Origin of the sequence: Gallibacter sp. Marseille-QA0791 (assembly GCF_965119705.1) — a bacterium.
Lineage (GTDB): Bacteria > Bacillota > Clostridia > Peptostreptococcales > Anaerovoracaceae > Lentihominibacter > Lentihominibacter excrementipullorum.
Genome location: NZ_CBCPMH010000001.1, coordinates 1,060,497 through 1,077,557 on the forward strand (window position 1 = coordinate 1,060,497; position 17,061 = coordinate 1,077,557).

A 17,061-nucleotide genomic window follows, 5' to 3' on the forward strand; every position below is an offset into this window, starting at 1 on the left:
TGATTTTGAACCCTTTTTATTTTTCCTCATTTTTCTTTTGTTAAAATCAAAAGAAGAGTGATTTTGTTTCGTTTTTGAAACAAAATCACTCTTTAGCGGTGTTTTTTCAACTTTTTTGTTTCACAAATGAAATTAAATGGTTTCATTTGTGAAACTCAACGTTCCAATCCATACTTTTTCATTCTCCTAGATAAGGTGGATTTGTTCATCCCTAACGCACGCCCCACCTCGCTGGCTCTCTTATATTTAGCCAGCATAGACTCCAGGATATACTTTTCATACTCGTCCATGAGCTCCGTCATGGTCTTCCCTTCCAGATTGGACAGATCCATTCCCACCGACTCTGTCATCACTCCCATGGCCCTTTCCACCTGAGCCTTGGTGATGATATTGTCATCAAAGCTTATCATTATCCTCTCTATGACGTTCTCCAGCTCCCTGATGTTTCCCGGCCAATCGAATTCCTGCAATACACTCATAGCTTCGTTGGATATCTTTTTATCCATCTTGTATGATTTATTGTATTTGCTGACAAAATGGGCTGCCAGCACTTTGATATCCTTTTTCCGGCCTTTTAACGGCAGCAGCTCTATAGGCATCACGTTGAGCCTGTAATACAAATCCTCTCTGAAATCGCCTCTGGCCACCGATTCCTTCAAGTCGCGGTTGGTAGCGGCGATAAACCTGATATTCACCGGTATAGTCTTCGTACCTCCAACCCGCATTATCTCCTTCTCCTGTATAGCCCTCAGAAGCTTGGACTGAAGATGTATCGGGATCTCCCCCACCTCGTCCAGAAACAGCGTCCCGTGATTCGCTATCTCGAAGAGCCCCATCTTACCGTTTTTATCGGCTCCCGAAAAGGCACCGCCCACATAGCCGAACAACTCCGATTCCATCAGATTCTCCGGTATGGCGGCGCAGTTGACCTTGATAAAGGGCCTTCCCACTCTGCCGCTGTTGCTGTATATGAAATTGGCGAATACTTCCTTCCCTGTCCCCGACTCTCCTGTCAGCAGTACCGTCGTATCAAGTTTGGCAACGCGTGCCGCTTTTTCCGCCAGCCGCTTAGTTTCCTCGTCTTCCGCCACCATATTGCCTAGAGCCGTGCTGCTCTGCTTTCTCAGATATTCGATTTCCTCCCTTATCTTGGCTGTCACCTTGCTGTTCTTCTCCAGCAGCTTCTTGAGGGTAAGGGTCTCTGTTATGTTTCTCTCTGTGTTTATGATTATGTCTATATCGTCTTTTTCGAAAAGAGGCACCCCTGTAACGTAGACTTTATCGCCATCCCCCAGATTCTGGATCATCGCTTCTTCCTTGCCGCTCTTCATCACTTCCAGAGAAACGGATTCCTCGATAAAGCCCTGCGTCTCCAGCTGGCGCATGTTCTTGCCGACCGTCTCTTCTCTGGTCAGACCGCCTGTTTTGCACGATTCATCGTTGAGCAACAGAGTGTTGCCCTCCCCGTCGGTGATATATACTCCTATCTTGAGACAGTTCAAGATTTCCGACATCTTATCGTAATTATCCTCTATGAATTGTCTGTACATGCCCCTTCTTCCTCCCCGTGATCTTTTTATCAGCTCTCTCGCCGTTTATCCGGCGATCATTTGGATCGTTTCAGTATTTTCCGTAAAAACTCCCCTGTGTAAGAGCCTTCCACCTGCGCCACTTCCTCCGGCGTCCCCTGAGCGACGATCTGACCGCCTCTGAAGCCTCCGTCAGGCCCCAGATCTATGATATGATCAGCCCTCTTTATCACATCCAGATTGTGCTCTATCACTACGACAGTATTGCCAGTCTCTACCAGTTTGTCAAGGACCGATATCAGCTTGTCCACATCAGCGAAATGAAGTCCCGTGGTGGGCTCGTCCAGAATGTAGAGGGTCTTTCCGGTGCTCTTCTTGGAAAGCTCCGAGGCCAGCTTTATCCTCTGGGCTTCTCCTCCCGAAAGCTCGGTGCTCGGCTGGCCCAGCTTGATATATCCCAGCCCTACTTCCATCAGCGTCTGAAGCTGCCTGGAAATAGTAGGGATATTACGGAAAAACTCCGTGGCCTCCTCCACGTTCATATCCAATACATCAAATATACTCTTGCCCTTGTATTTGACCTCCAGGGTCTCTCTGTTATATCGTCTTCCCTTACACACTTCACACGGAACATATACGTCGGGCAGAAAATGCATCTCGATCTTGATGATCCCGTCCCCATTGCAGGCTTCGCACCTCCCGCCTTTCACATTGAAGCTGAAACGGCCTTTTCCATAGCCTCTCAGCTTGGCCTCCGGCAACTGTGAGAACAGATCCCGTATATGGGTAAAGACCCCTGTATACGTGGCCGGATTGGATCTTGGTGTCCTGCCTATAGGCGCCTGATTTATATCGATGATCTTATCGATATTTTTCAGACCATTTATCCTCTTATGCTTTCCCGGCCTGTCCTTGCTGCCGTACATTTCCGCCGCGACGGCTTTATATAGGATCTCATTTATCAGACTGCTTTTTCCGGATCCCGACACTCCGGTGACACATACCATTTCTCCCAGTGGTATCTTCACGTCAATGCCTTTCAGATTATTTTCCGCGGCTCCTTTTATCTCCAGGAACTTACCGTTCCCCGTTCGCCTGGTCAGCGGCACTTCTATCTTTTTTCTGCCGCTCAAATATTGTCCGGTGACAGACTGCGGACAGTTCATTATGTCTTCCACGGTTCCCTGTGCCACCAGCTCACCACCATTGATGCCGGCTTCCGGACCTATATCGATGATATGATCAGCGGCATACATGGTATCCTCATCATGTTCTACCACTATCAGTGTATTCCCTATATCAGTCAATCTTCTCAGAGCCTCCAGCAGCTTGGCGTTGTCCTTCTGATGAAGTCCGATGCTGGGCTCGTCCAGGATATAGAGGACTCCCACCAGACCGGAGCCGATCTGGGTAGCCAGTCTGATACGCTGAGACTCGCCGCCTGAAAGTGTCGCGGCCGCTCTCGACAGTGTCAGGTAATCCAGCCCCACATTGGCCAGAAAGGTGAGTCTGCCTTTAATCTCCTTCAATATCTCTTCGGCGATCCTGCGATGCGTCTCGGAAAGCTCCAGTTCATCGACGAACCTGATGGCCTCAACTACCGACATATCGCAGAATTCCATTATATTTTTTCCTCCCACAGTCACCGCCAGCAGTTCCGGCTTCAGCTTGTTCCCATGGCACGCCGGACACTCGGTGATGCGCATGTACTTTTCCATCTTTTCCTTGATCCACTCAGATCCTGTCTCCCTGTATCTCCGTTCCAGGTTATTGATGATGCCTTCATAAGTATGATTTCTCTTGAGACTTTCGCCGCTGCGATTAGTATAGACATATTGAAGCTTCTCATCTCCGGTTCCATACAGGAGCACTTCCTTGAACTTCTTCGGCAGATCTTTGTATGGTGTATCCATATCAGCGCCATATTTTTCTGCCAATGCCCGTATGACCTGCCAATAATAGCTGGTATACTCCATAGTAGCGAAAACATTGCTGAGGCATTTCTCATTGATACTCTTGTCCTTGTCCGGGATTATCAGGTCCGGATCGATGCTCTGGATGAATCCCAGACCATTGCACTCAGGGCATGCTCCCATAGGATTGTTAAAGGAAAACATCCTGGGCTCCAGCTCTTCTATGCTGACTCCATGCTCCGGACACGCCAGGCTGGTGCTGAAAGTCTTTTCCTCCACATCACCATTTTTATCGACGATGACCTGTACCAGTCCCTCTCCGTGACTGATGGCCAGCTCGCAGGCCTCCGACAGCCTGCTCTGTATCCCATCCCTGACCTTTATCCTGTCGACGACGATCTCAATGGTGTGCTTGAAGGTCTTTTCCAGCTTTATCTCATCCTCTCCCAGTATCTTCATCTCCCCATCGACTCTGACTCTGGTGAAGCCTTCCTTCCTTATCCTCTCCAGTATCTTTTCATGCTGTCCTTTACGCTGTCTGATCACAGGAGCCAGAATGGTAAGCTTCGTCCCTTCTCCTTCCATCATCAACAATTCGGTTATCTGATCTATAGTCTGACTTGAAATCTCACGACCACAGACAGGACAGTGAGGTATACCTATCCTGGCATACATGAGTCTCAGATAGTCATATATCTCCGTCACTGTTCCCACGGTGGATCGCGGATTCTTGTTGGTAGTCTTCTGGTCTATGGAAATGGCCGGAGAAAGGCCTTCTATATATTCGACGTTAGGTTTTTCCATCTGTCCCAGAAATTGTCTGGCGTAGGAGGACAGACTTTCCATGTATTTCCGCTGTCCCTCCGCATATATGGTATCGAAGGCCAGCGACGACTTCCCTGAACCCGACAGCCCTGTCAGCACCACCAGTTTGTCTCTGGGTATCGTCACATCTATTCCCTTCAGATTGTTTTCTCTCGCTCCCTTTATAACGATGTCTTTTGCCATACTCTGTACTATGCTCCCTCTCTATATGCTTCTAAAATGTCCACTGCCATAATGTCGAAGACCTTTTTCATCAGCCATACCGGCACTACATATGAGCCTTATACTCGAACACCATATCCCTCAGCTGGGCCGCCCGTTCGAACTGCAGATCCGCAGCGGCCTGCTTCATCTCCTTTTCCAGTTTGGCGACGTAGTCCTTCAGCTCTTTTTTCGTAAGCTCCAGCGGGCTCTTTCCTTCATATATCATGTCCTCTTCCGCCACATGAGTAGCTTCTATGACGCTTCTGACCGCCTTCTTTACACTCTGAGGAGTGATGCCGTTTTCTTTGTTGTACTGATCCTGTATCCTGCGCCTTCGCTCCGTCTCGTCTATGGCCGCTCTCATGGCAGGACTCACTCCATCACAATACATTATAACCCGACTGTCAACATTTCGAGCAGCCCTTCCTATTGTTTGTATCAGCGATGTTTCCGTTCTGAGAAAGCCTTCTTTATCGGCATCTAAAATAGCAACCAGAGACACTTCCGGGATATCCAGCCCTTCCCTCAGCAAATTTATCCCTACCAAAACGTCAAAGATACCAAGTCTCAGATCTCTCAGTATTTCCATACGTTCCAGCGTATCTATCTCCGAATGGAGGTAGCGCACCTTTATCCCGACATTTTTCAGATAATCCGTCAGACTCTCGGCCATCTTCTTGGTAAGTGTCGTAACGAGTACACGTTCACCCTTTTCCGTAGTTTTATTGATTTCCCCTATCAGGTGATCCATCTGTCCTTCCGTCTCATGAAGCTCTATGACGGGATCGAGAAGGCCTGTCGGCCTGATTATCTGCTCCGCCGATATGCCTCCGCTCTGCTCCCTCTCGTACGGCGCCGGAGTAGCGCTGACGTATAGTATCTGGTTCACAAGACTGTTGAATTCCTCGAACTTAAGCGGCCTGTTGTCCAGCGCCGATGGCAGCCTGAAACCGTAATCCACCAACGACTGTTTCCTTGAACGGTCTCCCGCGTACATGGCCCTGAGCTGGGGCAGCATCACATGAGACTCGTCTATTATTATCAGGAAATCGTCCGGAATGTAATCTATCAGCGTATACGGTCTCGAGCCCGGCGGCAGTCCTGTGATGTGACGTGAGTAATTTTCTATGCCTTTGCACGTTCCTACTTCCCTGAGCATTTCCATATCGTATCTTGTACGCTGTTCGATACGCTGCGCCTCTATCAGCTTTCCCCTGTCGCGGAACCATTTGATGCGTTCATCCAGCTCTTCACTGATGGTTTCGATGGCCCTGTCGATGTTCTCCTTACTGGTGACATAATGAGATGCCGGATAGATAGCCACATGATTTCTGATGCCAACTATTTCTCCGGTCACAGGGTTTATCTCCTTGATTGTCTCCACTTCGTCACCGAACAGCTCTATTCTGACAGCGTTTTCCGCTCCTGCCGGATAGACATCCAGCGTATCGCCTCTGACTCTGAAATTGCCTCTTTCCATAGCGATATCGTTCCTGGTGTACTGGATATCTACCAGCTTCCTCATCAATTCCTGCCTGTCTCTTTCCATACCTGGCCGCAGTGATATGACCTGATTTTCATAATCTATCGGACTTCCCAATCCGTAGATGCAGGATACACTGGCGACGATGATAACGTCCCGCCGCTCCGACAGTGCCGCCGTCGCCGAGTGCCTCAGCTTCTCTATCTCCGCGTTGATATCCGAGTCCTTCTCTATATAGGTATCTGTCGACGGCACGTAAGCCTCCGGCTGGTAGTAATCGTAGTAGGAGACAAAATATTCCACTGCGTTATCAGGGAAGAACTCCTTGAACTCGCCGTGAAGCTGAGCCGCCAGAGTCTTGTTGTGGCTGATGACCAGAGTCGGCTTCTGTACCTGTTCGATGATATTGGCCATAGTGAAGGTTTTTCCTGAACCGGTGACGCCCATCAGCGTCTGAGCCTTCTTACCCTCCATGATACCGCTCGCCAGGGTTTCCACGGCCTTAGGCTGATCACCCATCATCTTATATTCTGATACTATTTTAAAACGATCCATAAATCAATCCTCTCGTCTTTTGGTTTCTTTACTCTGTTTTCATTTTTTATTTAACCATTAATGTATCCGCTATTTCTCTATCAAAACTCATTAAATGCTTTACGATCATATCTTCCGAGACACCTGCTGCGGATACCATTCTTTTTCTTCCTGTACTTTTCATCTTTTGATCCAATACATATCTGCCTAACAGCATTATAACATAACGCCTCCTCGCGCGCAAACAGACGTTCTTCGTTTTGCCGTGATTTTAAATTTTTATTTCGAAATACGAAAATCGCCTCGAAACTACCAATACAACTAAAACAGCGGGCTGGATGAGATGTCCAGCTCAAACCGTCCGCTGCCTTAGAATGACAACCATAAACCGCGCGCCGGCAGAGTATTTCTGCCGGCGCGCGGTCCTTAGAGTATTCCACATTTGATACGGAAATGATTTTTCAGGTGATTACTGTCGTTTTACTTTGACCTTCTGTCCTATATCATAACAAATCCTGTTATCAGATAACCGATTGCAGCCACGGCTCCGGCCAGCAAGCCGAGCGGCATCTGAGTCCACGCATGGGCAAAGTTGTCGCAGCCTGTAGCTGAGGATGTTATTACGGTACAATCGGAGTAGAAGCAGCAGTGGCTTCCCAGTACTCCGGCCGAGATTACTGCTCCGCAGCCAAGAGCAACAGGTATCCCCGTCTCCATGCAAATCGGAATGACTATCGGCAGCGCGATTATGTACATTCCCCAGTTAGTTCCCGTAACAAACTCGGTTACTGCAAGAAGTGCGAAGATCAACACAGGCAGCAGTTGTACCGATGCGCTTGCAACAGCAATATCGATCACGTAACGGGTAAAGCCTATCGTATCGTTCACCGATGCGAAAATATATGCCAGGACCATAAGGGTGAGCGGAAGTATCATGTTCTTTATCCCCTCTATACTGTAGTCCCAAAATTCTTCGGCAGTCAGCAGCTTCTGTCCTATAAAGAGAACGAAGCAGAGAGCCATTGTGGCGATTACACCATACTGCATATCAAGATCGAAAATGATCGTAAAGAATACCATGCCTATGATAGGAATAGCAAGATTATATAATTTAGGTTTTCCTTTCAGTTCGACTTCGCCAGCGTTCAAGTCGATTTTTTCTGATCCCGGAGGCGCCAGCGGTCCGCCTGACAGCGCTCTTTCTTCAGCCTTCTTCATAGGGCCGAACACAGGAACTATATGCCATATTACCAGCGGAACGAGCAACGCTGCGGCCCATGCATAGAAACTGTATGGGATCGTGGTAATGAATGACTGTATTTCCTTCCCATCAACTCCATAACCATTATCTACCATAATACGCCCTGCGAAGATCGCCCATGTTGAAATCGGGATCAATGCACACAGCGGGGCTGCCGTCGAAGATGTGACATAACTGAGCATTTCTCGCGACACCTTACGCTTGTCAGTCAGTTTCTTCATACAGGAGCCTATCGTCATCGAATTGAGATAGTCATCTATAAAAATGATACACCCGAGGACATACGTCCACATCAACGTCGCCTCTCTCGACTTCGCTTTCCTTGCCGCCCAGTCGCCGAAAGCCTGGGCTCCGCCAGTTACTTCAATAAGTTTTATTATAGCACCCATAAGTCCGCAGACGATTATCAGCCATCCGGTATCCTCATCCATCATGACTTCCGTTGCAGTAGTACTCAATGCACCTATCACATTCGCCGATGGCGCCGCGAATATCAGGCCGACAACAGAGCCCAATATCAGTCCTTCCAACACGCGCTTTGTTGCAAAAATGTACACGACCAGGAAGACCGCAGGTACACATGACCATAACCCCAGAGTCCCGCCCTCTGCTTCCAGGTTTTCCGCAGGCACCAGAGTCAACGCTACCAAATAGGCAGCCGCGATAACCAGAACTACTATTATCAACGACCGAAGTGGATTAAATGTTTTCACTTCGTTTTTAAGTTTTTCTGTCAACTGCACTTCACCTCCCGATAAAAAACAGAATAATTGCTGAATGACCGCCGAGTTGCTTTTAAGCAACTCGCCATTTGTCATCCGTAAAAAATCATAAAAACAGTCTTGATAAAATAAAAAAGTCCATCACATTTCGTGGCTCTTCCATGTCCACATCAGCGCTGACTTCGCCCCGTCGACTCTTTACAGCCCATTCACATCACAATGGGAGAAAGTCCCGCAGGATTTTTCTGTCAGCACAAAAACGTTTCCCGTCAGAGCACCCTTTCTTCCTCAGATTTCCGCCGTTTTCCCTCCTTTCCTCATAATATTTTGATATACTTGTTGATTAATTCTACCACTATTTTACATGGCATACAAGCTGAAAATTCTTTTTTTTCTGAATATTAATTTTCAGCAAAGATTTTTCTGCCGTCTCTTCTATGATATTTTAAAAACTTCCTATTATTCTCTTGACACGAAAAAAAATCCATGACATAATAATCGACAAATGCCAGGACCGGAAACCAGTAAGTCTTCAGGAGTCCCACAGAGAGCAGCCGTTTGGTGAGAGGCGCGGGACGACGCTGACCGAATACATTCCGAGAGCAGTCCTCTGAACAGGAAAGAGACATCTCTATCTATCGGAGCTCTGAACTAATTAGGACGGAACGGGTTCACCCGTAACAGTGAGCGAGTTTCATCGTGAACTCAGTGAGGCTGCAGTCGTGAGGCTACAGTGAACAGAGGTGGTAACGCGGTATCAACTGCCCTCTGAACATAGTTCGGAGGGCAGTTTTTTTATGACAAGACAGACGATGCCCGGGATTCTCCCTGTCCTGTCGCTGCTGTCCTTCAAAACACAACAGAGAAAGGACAAATGCTATGTTTATCAAATTACTGCTTTTAATAATCTTCTTCGCCATCATGATATGCATTGGGATCTACTGCCGAAAGCATGCCACCGACGTCAACGGGTTCGTTCTCGGCGGCCGTTCCGTAGGTCCGTGGCTCACAGCTTTCGCTTACGGCACTTCCTACTTTTCAGCCGTCATCTTCATCGGGTACGCAGGACAATTCGGATGGAAATACGGGATCGCATCCACATGGATAGGAATAGGCAACGCTTTCATCGGATCCCTGCTGGCCTGGGTCGTCTTGGGGCGACGCACCAGAATAATGACCCAGCATCTTGATTCCGCTACCATGCCTGAATTTTTCGGATCCAGGTTTGACAGCAAAGCCCTCAAGATAGGCGCCTCAATAATAATATTCATCTTCCTCATCCCTTATACCGCCTCGCTCTACAATGGGCTGTCGCGGCTGTTCGGAATGGCATTCAACGTCGATTACACCATATGTATCATCATTATGGCAGTTCTGACAGGGATATACGTGATCGCTGGAGGATACATGGCCACCGCCATCAATGATTTCATCCAGGGCATCATAATGCTCTTTGGCATAGTGGCCGTGATAGCCGCTGTTTTGGCCAGCAAAGGAGGTTTCATGGAAGCCTTGAGCAGTCTCGCCCAGGTGGAAGATCCTTCTGCATCAACGATACCGGGAGCTTTCAATTCATTTCTTGGACCCGACCCGCTCAACCTGTTGAGTGTTGTCATCCTCACTTCACTGGGAACATGGGGACTTCCTCAGATGGTCCAGAAATTTTACGCCATAGAGAGCGAGAAATCCATACACAAGGGTACGATAATATCCACGCTGTTCGCACTTATTGTAGCGGGAGGGTGCTATTTCCTCGGAGGCTTCGGACGACTCTTCTCAGATCAGGTAAATGTGGAGACTGAAGGCTTTGATGCCATCATACCAGCCATGTTATCAGGCCTTCCCGATGTCCTTATCGGTCTGGTCGTATTGCTGGTACTGTCAGCGTCCATGTCGACACTGTCATCTCTGGTCATTGCCTCCAGTTCGACACTCACCTTGGACTTTCTCAAAGATAATTTCATCAAAAACATGACGGAAAAAACCCAGGTTTTCATAATACGCGCATTAATAATACTATTCATCGCCATATCCGTCATCATAGCCATCATCCAATACAGGAGCAATATCACTTTTATCGCCCAACTTATGGGTATCTCGTGGGGTGCCCTGGCAGGCTCTTTCCTGGCTCCGCTCCTTTACGGGCTTTACTGGAAAAAAACCACAAAGGCTGCCTGCTGGTGCAGCTACATATGGGGCACAGGGCTGATGATACTCAACATGGTGGCCGGTGAAATTTTCCCTTCGATACTGCAATCATCCATCAACGCGGGTGCTTTCGCCATGATAGGCAGCATGATCATCGTTCCTGTGGTCAGTCTGATAACGCCCAAACTTGACGGCAGACTGGTCTCCGACTGCTTCGCCTGCTACGAAAGGAAAGTGGAAGTCACTGCTAAGATTTCTCTTGGAGATGAAGAAGATGAATCCAGATAACATCTTTCCCGTTCCAGCTCAAAAGCGCTGAAATCCTTATGGCGTTTCAGGACCATCAGTTCCAATATCCTGAAACGCCTTTTTTATTCTTTTTATATTCATCGTTTTCCTTCCATATTACTATCAGTCCTCAGGAAGATTGCCACGGCCGCCGCACAGGCCGCAGTCATCAGCAGAAGCGCCGGCAACAGCATCCGTGCCGCATCGCCCGTCCCGGGGATCAACACACCCGGTTCATTTACATAAACCGTCTGATTTTTATCATTTATATCCTTGTGCTCCGCGACGACTTTTCCATTCCACTTGATGGTTTCAAATACCACCAACTGTCGCCCCTCCAATCCTGTAGCATCAAATGAAAAAGTCATCCGGACATTGCCGCTTCCTTCGTCCGCTGCAAACGTCTCAGCTGCGGTCACTTCTTTTCCGTCAACTATAAGAGGCTTCCCTGTCCCCTTGTCCATCAACACACCTGTCACGTCATAAGTCTGTCCGCTCAGAAGTCCGCTGTAATTTACTTCGTCCGTCACCGTCGCACCCTTACCGGCAGCCAGAGTTTTTCCGCTCCCGTCGCCGTTGGCGGCGGTGGTTTCCACTATCGGATTCAGAAACCCGATAGTTTGAGCTTCATCATCTATATCCTCATGTTTCGCAATGACTGCCCCATCTTTCACCAGAGTTTCGAAAGCGACTATTTCCTTTCCCCGAAGCTGTGAAGCGTCAAAGGTGAACTCCACATCAACGTTTCCATCGGTGCCTGCCGCCGTAAATACCTTTTCGCCGCGTATCTGATTGCCGTCTATCACAAGAGGCTTCTTTGACTCCTTATCCATCAGCACTCCTTTGAGGGTATATTCTGCGCCTATCTCCAGACCGCTATATGTTACTCTGTCGGTCAGCGTTATGTCTTTCCGCGCCAGCGTACTCCCTTTCTGATCCATCGCACTGTCCCACAGCTCAGTTTCCAGGTTTATCTCATCATTGGTCAGCGTTCCCAGCTCTATCACATGACCATCTCTCGTAACATATATCTCTATCCCTTTTAACAGCTTATACCCTTCGTTATGGCTGCATGCCAACTCGTCTATCCTGTATTTCCCGTAAGGGAGAGCACCTCTGTCGTTGCCGGCATCATCCTTTTCTCCAAACCATATCCCGGCCGTGGCATCCAGCTTCGATTCATCTATCCTCTTCCCATCCCACGCCGCATCATTGGCATTGGTGTCGCCGGAATGGCTGTTGAAGGAAGCAGCCGTAGAAAAGTACCCGTTTTCATCAGTCACTATGATATGGCTTTCCCCATCATTCACATCCTTACCATTTTCCTGCATAGATGTTATCATAAACGGTATCCCCGCCATTCTCCGGGCAGAGCCGTCAGCTATCTTCACTAGCTCCAGGTCTCCCCGCTTTATCTCATCGGGTACACGTTGTATCTGATATGCATCACATACTGCCTTTTCACCATCCTGAGTTATGGCACAGGCGTAGACCATCTCATTGAGCAGGTACCCTTCCGGAGCTTTTATCTCCCTGACAGTGACCACGCCCAGAGGCAAAGCCGTTCCCCCGCCTCCATTGGGATCTGAGTAAAGAGCCGATTGCTCATATCCTTCAGCGAAATACGCCTCATCCCACTTTATCTTACCCTGTGGGTCAGAAACAAAATACCATGTTCTCAACGGCCGCTTCCCGCTGTAATCTCCATCGGCCGGCATCTGTGACTTGTCCATATCATAGAAATCCACTTTGAAAACCGCGCCCTCCAGAGAGGCCCCTTTCTGAGGGAAATACTTATCATCTTTTCCTTCTGTCTCGCCGTCATACTTGTACAGCAGCATTTCCACCGGATTGGCCGCAGGTGGCTCCTGGGATATCACCGATACGCTGCCCGATGAACCGTCGACCGAATAGACTTCGTCGTCCTTAGCGTAACCCTTTGATGGCTTGATTTCCTTCACCGTAAGTTTCCCGGCCTCCTCGGGACTCACTGTAACAGTCCCTGAAGCTTTGCCGTCAGCTCCTGTAACGATGGTCATGAGAAGCTTGCTCCCGCTGTACACTCCATATTGAGCGCCCTGCAATGAATAACAGCTGTTATTTTCCGTGAAAGTTCTATCTGCACTTTCCTTCGTTACCGTTACGTTCACCTTTACAGGCGGATTTACCGATGCCAGCCTCTGATAAGACGACTTGTCGGAGGTGTAGAGTATGTACGATGTCCCCGAATCTTCAGAGCCTTTAGAAGATAAAAATTTCATAAATGACGTATACACAGGACTGCTGTCCCACGTCCCACCATTGAAATAATGATCCAAAGCTAGAGATGTGGCCAGTACAGCCTCATCATCATCAGGAAATCCGCTCCACTCTTCGGGACCTCCATACCCATAATAAAGTACTTTGGCAACATCAGCATCACGCCCTATCGACATGGTCACTTTTGTTCCTGTAGGCAGTGAATCCTTCAGGTGGTCACAACAGAAAGCCGGCTTACCTCCGATCCTGTATATCCCTGCTACATTATTCCCATCTCCTGCCAGGCCATAATGCGTCACAGTATGCTGTGCCGCTGTGACGTCGACAGGAGTCGATGTCCCTGTCACCGCCAGAATCATCAGCAGCATGAGCGCGATCAATGCCCTTCCCCTTTTTATTCTCTGCATTTCCGTTCCCCTTTCTTGAATAATTTTACTTTATTTACATTTTTTTCTAACAAAATTATACTATAACCACCTCCCAGGTAAAAGTCTTTTTATTCGACAAATTTCGACAAAAATTAGTCGCCACTCCCACTTCCCAAGGCTGTCTTCCTCGTTTCACGGGCTGTTATCATCGCCCTGTTGTTGTCCCGTGGCTGCCTTCGACAGCGACTGAAGACCGGCTCACCTGTACTTTACACGCACCTCTGCCGGATAATCCAAAGAAAAGCGATCTTCGGCAGCTCAAACGCAACCTCGCGCCGGATTTTCACCATAAATAGAAAATCTGGCAGTCAAAACAGGAAAAATCTCATTTTCCTGCATATACAGATCCGATTTCCCAGAGATCACCGCACTGCTTGCCGGATAATCACCCACAACAAAAAATCCGGCAAACGGTGTGCCGGATCATATTTCACTGGAGAAAACGCGGCAAAAGGCCGCGTCGAGCTTGCCGAATAATTAAAATAAATCGAAAATGCGGCAAGAAACCGTGTCAGGGCTGCCGGATTTCATAAGACAGGAAAGAATCCGGCAACAGCGAGTCATTTCCACATGTAAAAGCCCAGCACGGCTATTAAATGTCAAAAGTCGCAGCCATGTTTTCCTTTCCTTTAATCTCCTCTACGTCTATGCACAGGAGAGCCGTCTTGCCGATGGCTGCGTTGACGAACTTCATTCCGCCCTCGACAAATTCCGGTGACATCTTGTATATGAACTGTTCCAGTATCCTTTTTTTCTCTGCTTCGTCCTCCACGAAAGATATCTTGCCGAAAGCGATAACGCTCTGGAAGGCCGCCGTGAATTTGTCCTGCTGCACCTTTGAATTCAATATGGCTGAAAAACACACCTTGTCGTCCCGCTTCACCGCGTCTATCTTGTATCCATACTTGGCGGAATGTATGTATATCTTTCCTCCATCATATACATAGTTGACCGGCACTGCATATGGATATCCGTCATCGCCGTTTACGGCCAGCGTTCCGTGGTTGCCTTTCGAAAATATCGCCGCCGTAGCTTCGGAACTCATCTGTCGCTCCTTCTTATACATTTCTCTGTTCATAATGGTACCTCCTCTTCGATTCGCATTATATTTTTACTGTACCACCATGGTATCTGCATTTATGTTGCTATTGCAACACAGCTGAAATCATTGTATAATTTCTCAGAGGTGGTAAGATGAGTTACGATGTGGAAAGGGTCAAAAAACTCGATTTGTTCCAGGGCATAAAAGAGAAGGATCTGGGAGGCATGATGACATGCCTCGGCTGTCAGGAGAAGACTTTCTCCAAAGGGGAATTCATTTCTCTGGAATCGGAGGAGATCAAGTGGATACACGTAGTCCTCTCCGGGACCGTACACATGATAAAGCACGATGTATGGGGAAACGAGACGATCTTATCTGTTTTCGGTGATAACCAGCTCTTTGGCGAAACCTTTGCCGGCTCGAACGACCCTGTCTCTTCCGTTTCATTCTACTCAGCCAGGAACACCAGAGTTCTGTCGATACCTTTTCACAGGATCATGCACACCTGCAACATGTCATGTGTCTTTCACCACCGTATCATAGAAAACATGGTGTCCCTCATCGCGGACAAAAACAAACAGCTTATGGAAAAACTGGAAATAGTATCGCAGAAGACACTCAGAAAGAAGCTCCTCTCCTATCTGTCGCTCCAGTCTCAGCAAAACCACGGGAAATCCCGGTTCACCATCCCTATGGGACGCAGCGAACTGGCCAATTATCTCAATGCTGACAGAAGCGCCCTCACCCGGGAACTGACCAACATGGAAAAGGATGGCCTCATATCATATGAGAAAAACACTTTTACTCTTCTGAGATAAATTTTTTCTCTCTTTTGGGAAATACTCCTTATTATAGACAGATATTAAGGAGTTTTCTTATGTTAAGAAATCAAAATGAAGCAAATGGAAAAACAAATTCCGCATCCCTGGGCTTTGCCGGACTGACAGCAATGATAATCGGCTCCACTATCGGAGCCGGTATCTTCACTATAGCTGGAGATATGGCCGCCAACGGAGCCCATACAGGCAGTGTCCTCATAGGCTGGGGAATATGCGGCATAGGCATGTACACTCTGATGATGTCTTTCTTCGGACTCAACAGGGTAAAGCCTGAACTGACCAACGGTATATACAGCTACGCAAAAGAAGGATTCGGTGAATTCGTAGGCTTCAACTCGGCATGGGGATACTGGATGAGTGCGTTGATCTCCAATGTATCATATATAACGCTGTTATTCGGAGCCCTGGGATACTTCTTTCCCGTGTTTCAGCACGGGAACAATACCGTTTCCATCTTATGCGGATCACTGCTGGTATGGCTGCTGGTGTTCCTTGTCCTGAAAGGAGTAGGCCAGGCCACCTTTATCACCATCATCGCGACGGTATGCAAGCTGGTCCCTATCTTCGTATTTATAGCAGCCATCCCTCTTGCTTCAAAATTCAGCATCGACATCTTCATGGACAATTTCTGGGGAGACGGCACTATGCCTCTGACTTCTCAGATAATGGTCACTACCTCTTCCACAGTGTGGGCGTTCATCGGAGTAGAAGGCGCCGTCGTCCTCTCGGCCCGAGCCAGAGATTCCAGCGACGTGGGGAAGGCTTCCATCACCGGATTTCTGGGACTTCTCGCCCTCTACGTCATCGTCGCCATCCTCAGCATGGGCGTACTGACAACGGAAGAGCTGGCACAGCTGGAGCATCCTCAGATGGCTCAGATATTGGAGATAGCCGTAGGCCCCTGGGGAGCCACACTTGTCAACATCGGCGTCATCGTATCCATCGCCGGCGCTCTGCTTGGATGGACCATAATAGCAGCCGAATGCCCTTATGAAGCAGCCAGGCAAGGTGTCTTCACCAAGGCCTTCGCCAGGAGCAACAGGAATGGTTCTCCTGCCGCAGCCCTCATCATGACTAACCTGCTTATACAATTCTTCCTCCTTATCGTACTGCTCAACGAATCATCATATCTGGCCTTTTACACCATAGGCTCGTCGATGATAATGCTCCCATATCTTCTCAGCGCATTGTACTACGTGAAGTTATGCTGCGGAAAAGACGCGACATGGTTTACCGACGGGTATCAGCTCACGGCAGCGCGTATTTTCGCCATCTCCGGGAGCCTTTATGGCATATGGATGATCGTATCGGCCGGCCTTATCCAATTCCTGATCACCAGCATCCTCTACGCTCCGGGGATCTTCGTCTATATCAAAGGACGCAAGGAAAAGGGTCTGTATACATTCCGGCCTTATGAGAGGAATATCGCCATCTTCCTCGTATGCCTGGCCGTGCTGTCCGTCATACTGCTCGTGACAGGTGTCATAGACCCATTCTGATATTTTTCCGCACGTACACTTGTCATGTATTAATTTGCGGTAAATATCGACGCTTCTTTGCGGATAAATTAATCTGTTTGTAATGTG

10 protein-coding genes are annotated in these 17,061 nt (G+C 48.3%); 3 read left to right on the forward strand and 7 right to left on the reverse strand.

Annotated features, from left to right (window positions below; translation table 11 throughout):
• Nucleotides 1–155: 155 nt before the first annotated feature.
• From ACQY69_RS04905 to ACQY69_RS04925, 5 genes are all read right to left on the reverse strand, one after another.
• Complete coding sequence (locus ACQY69_RS04905) at nt 156–1,550, reverse strand: sigma-54 interaction domain-containing protein (protein ID WP_428259113.1); 1,395 nt, start codon at nt 1,548–1,550, stop codon at nt 156–158.
• 56 nt (nt 1,551–1,606) lie between these two features.
• Nucleotides 1,607–4,450: an excinuclease ABC subunit UvrA gene (uvrA, locus tag ACQY69_RS04910; RefSeq protein WP_428259115.1), complete on the reverse strand. Its 2,844-nt coding sequence runs from the start codon at nt 4,448–4,450 to the stop codon at nt 1,607–1,609.
• An 85-nt stretch (nt 4,451–4,535) separates the two neighbouring features.
• The gene (gene uvrB, locus ACQY69_RS04915; protein ID WP_428259116.1) at nt 4,536–6,509 is read right to left on the reverse strand and encodes an excinuclease ABC subunit UvrB; all 1,974 of its coding nucleotides are present in this window, start codon (nt 6,507–6,509) and stop codon (nt 4,536–4,538) included.
• Between the two features lie 46 nt (nt 6,510–6,555).
• Entirely contained in the window at nt 6,556–6,705 is a 150-nt protein-coding gene (locus ACQY69_RS04920; protein ID WP_428259118.1) for a hypothetical protein, read from the reverse strand.
• Between the two features lie 281 nt (nt 6,706–6,986).
• Nucleotides 6,987–8,486, reverse strand: a complete 1,500-nt coding sequence (locus tag ACQY69_RS04925) for a Na+/H+ antiporter NhaC family protein (protein ID WP_428259119.1) — start codon at nt 8,484–8,486, stop codon at nt 6,987–6,989.
• An 864-nt stretch (nt 8,487–9,350) separates the two neighbouring features.
• Between ACQY69_RS04925 and ACQY69_RS04930 the strand changes: the two genes are divergently transcribed.
• Entirely contained in the window at nt 9,351–10,907 is a 1,557-nt protein-coding gene (locus ACQY69_RS04930; protein WP_428259121.1) for a sodium:solute symporter family protein, read from the forward strand.
• 98 nt (nt 10,908–11,005) lie between these two features.
• On the opposite strand, the gene ACQY69_RS04935 is transcribed toward ACQY69_RS04930, so the two are convergent.
• Together ACQY69_RS04935 and ACQY69_RS04940 are read right to left on the reverse strand one after the other, a co-directional pair.
• A complete protein-coding gene (locus ACQY69_RS04935) occupies nt 11,006–13,573 on the reverse strand; it encodes a VaFE repeat-containing surface-anchored protein (RefSeq protein ID WP_428259123.1) in 2,568 nt (855 codons plus the stop codon).
• A gap of 613 nt (nt 13,574–14,186) precedes the next feature.
• Nucleotides 14,187–14,672: a pyridoxamine 5'-phosphate oxidase family protein gene (locus ACQY69_RS04940; RefSeq protein ID WP_428259125.1), complete on the reverse strand. Its 486-nt coding sequence runs from the start codon at nt 14,670–14,672 to the stop codon at nt 14,187–14,189.
• Between the two features lie 116 nt (nt 14,673–14,788).
• Here ACQY69_RS04940 and ACQY69_RS04945 point away from each other — a divergent pair, with 116 nt between their 5' ends.
• Nucleotides 14,789–15,454: a Crp/Fnr family transcriptional regulator gene (locus tag ACQY69_RS04945; RefSeq protein ID WP_428259126.1), complete on the forward strand. Its 666-nt coding sequence runs from the start codon at nt 14,789–14,791 to the stop codon at nt 15,452–15,454.
• Nucleotides 15,455–15,513: 59 nt separating this feature from the next.
• A complete protein-coding gene (locus ACQY69_RS04950) occupies nt 15,514–16,974 on the forward strand; it encodes a basic amino acid/polyamine antiporter (protein ID WP_428259127.1) in 1,461 nt (486 codons plus the stop codon).
• The last annotated feature ends 87 nt before the right edge of the window (nt 16,975–17,061 follow it).

Coding starts and splice junctions, on each gene's coding strand:
- ACQY69_RS04905 (WP_428259113.1), bottom strand. CDS start 1,550: ATGTACAGACAATTCATAGAGGATAATTACGATAAGATGTCGGAAATC.
- uvrA (WP_428259115.1), bottom strand. CDS start 4,450: ATGGCAAAAGACATCGTTATAAAGGGAGCGAGAGAAAACAATCTGAAG.
- uvrB (WP_428259116.1), bottom strand. CDS start 6,509: ATGGATCGTTTTAAAATAGTATCAGAATATAAGATGATGGGTGATCAG.
- ACQY69_RS04920 (WP_428259118.1), bottom strand. CDS start 6,705: ATGCTGTTAGGCAGATATGTATTGGATCAAAAGATGAAAAGTACAGGA.
- ACQY69_RS04930 (WP_428259121.1), top strand. CDS start 9,351: ATGTTTATCAAATTACTGCTTTTAATAATCTTCTTCGCCATCATGATA.
- ACQY69_RS04935 (WP_428259123.1), bottom strand. CDS start 13,573: ATGCAGAGAATAAAAAGGGGAAGGGCATTGATCGCGCTCATGCTGCTG.
- ACQY69_RS04940 (WP_428259125.1), bottom strand. CDS start 14,672: ATGAACAGAGAAATGTATAAGAAGGAGCGACAGATGAGTTCCGAAGCT.
- ACQY69_RS04945 (WP_428259126.1), top strand. CDS start 14,789: ATGAGTTACGATGTGGAAAGGGTCAAAAAACTCGATTTGTTCCAGGGC.
- ACQY69_RS04950 (WP_428259127.1), top strand. CDS start 15,514: ATGTTAAGAAATCAAAATGAAGCAAATGGAAAAACAAATTCCGCATCC.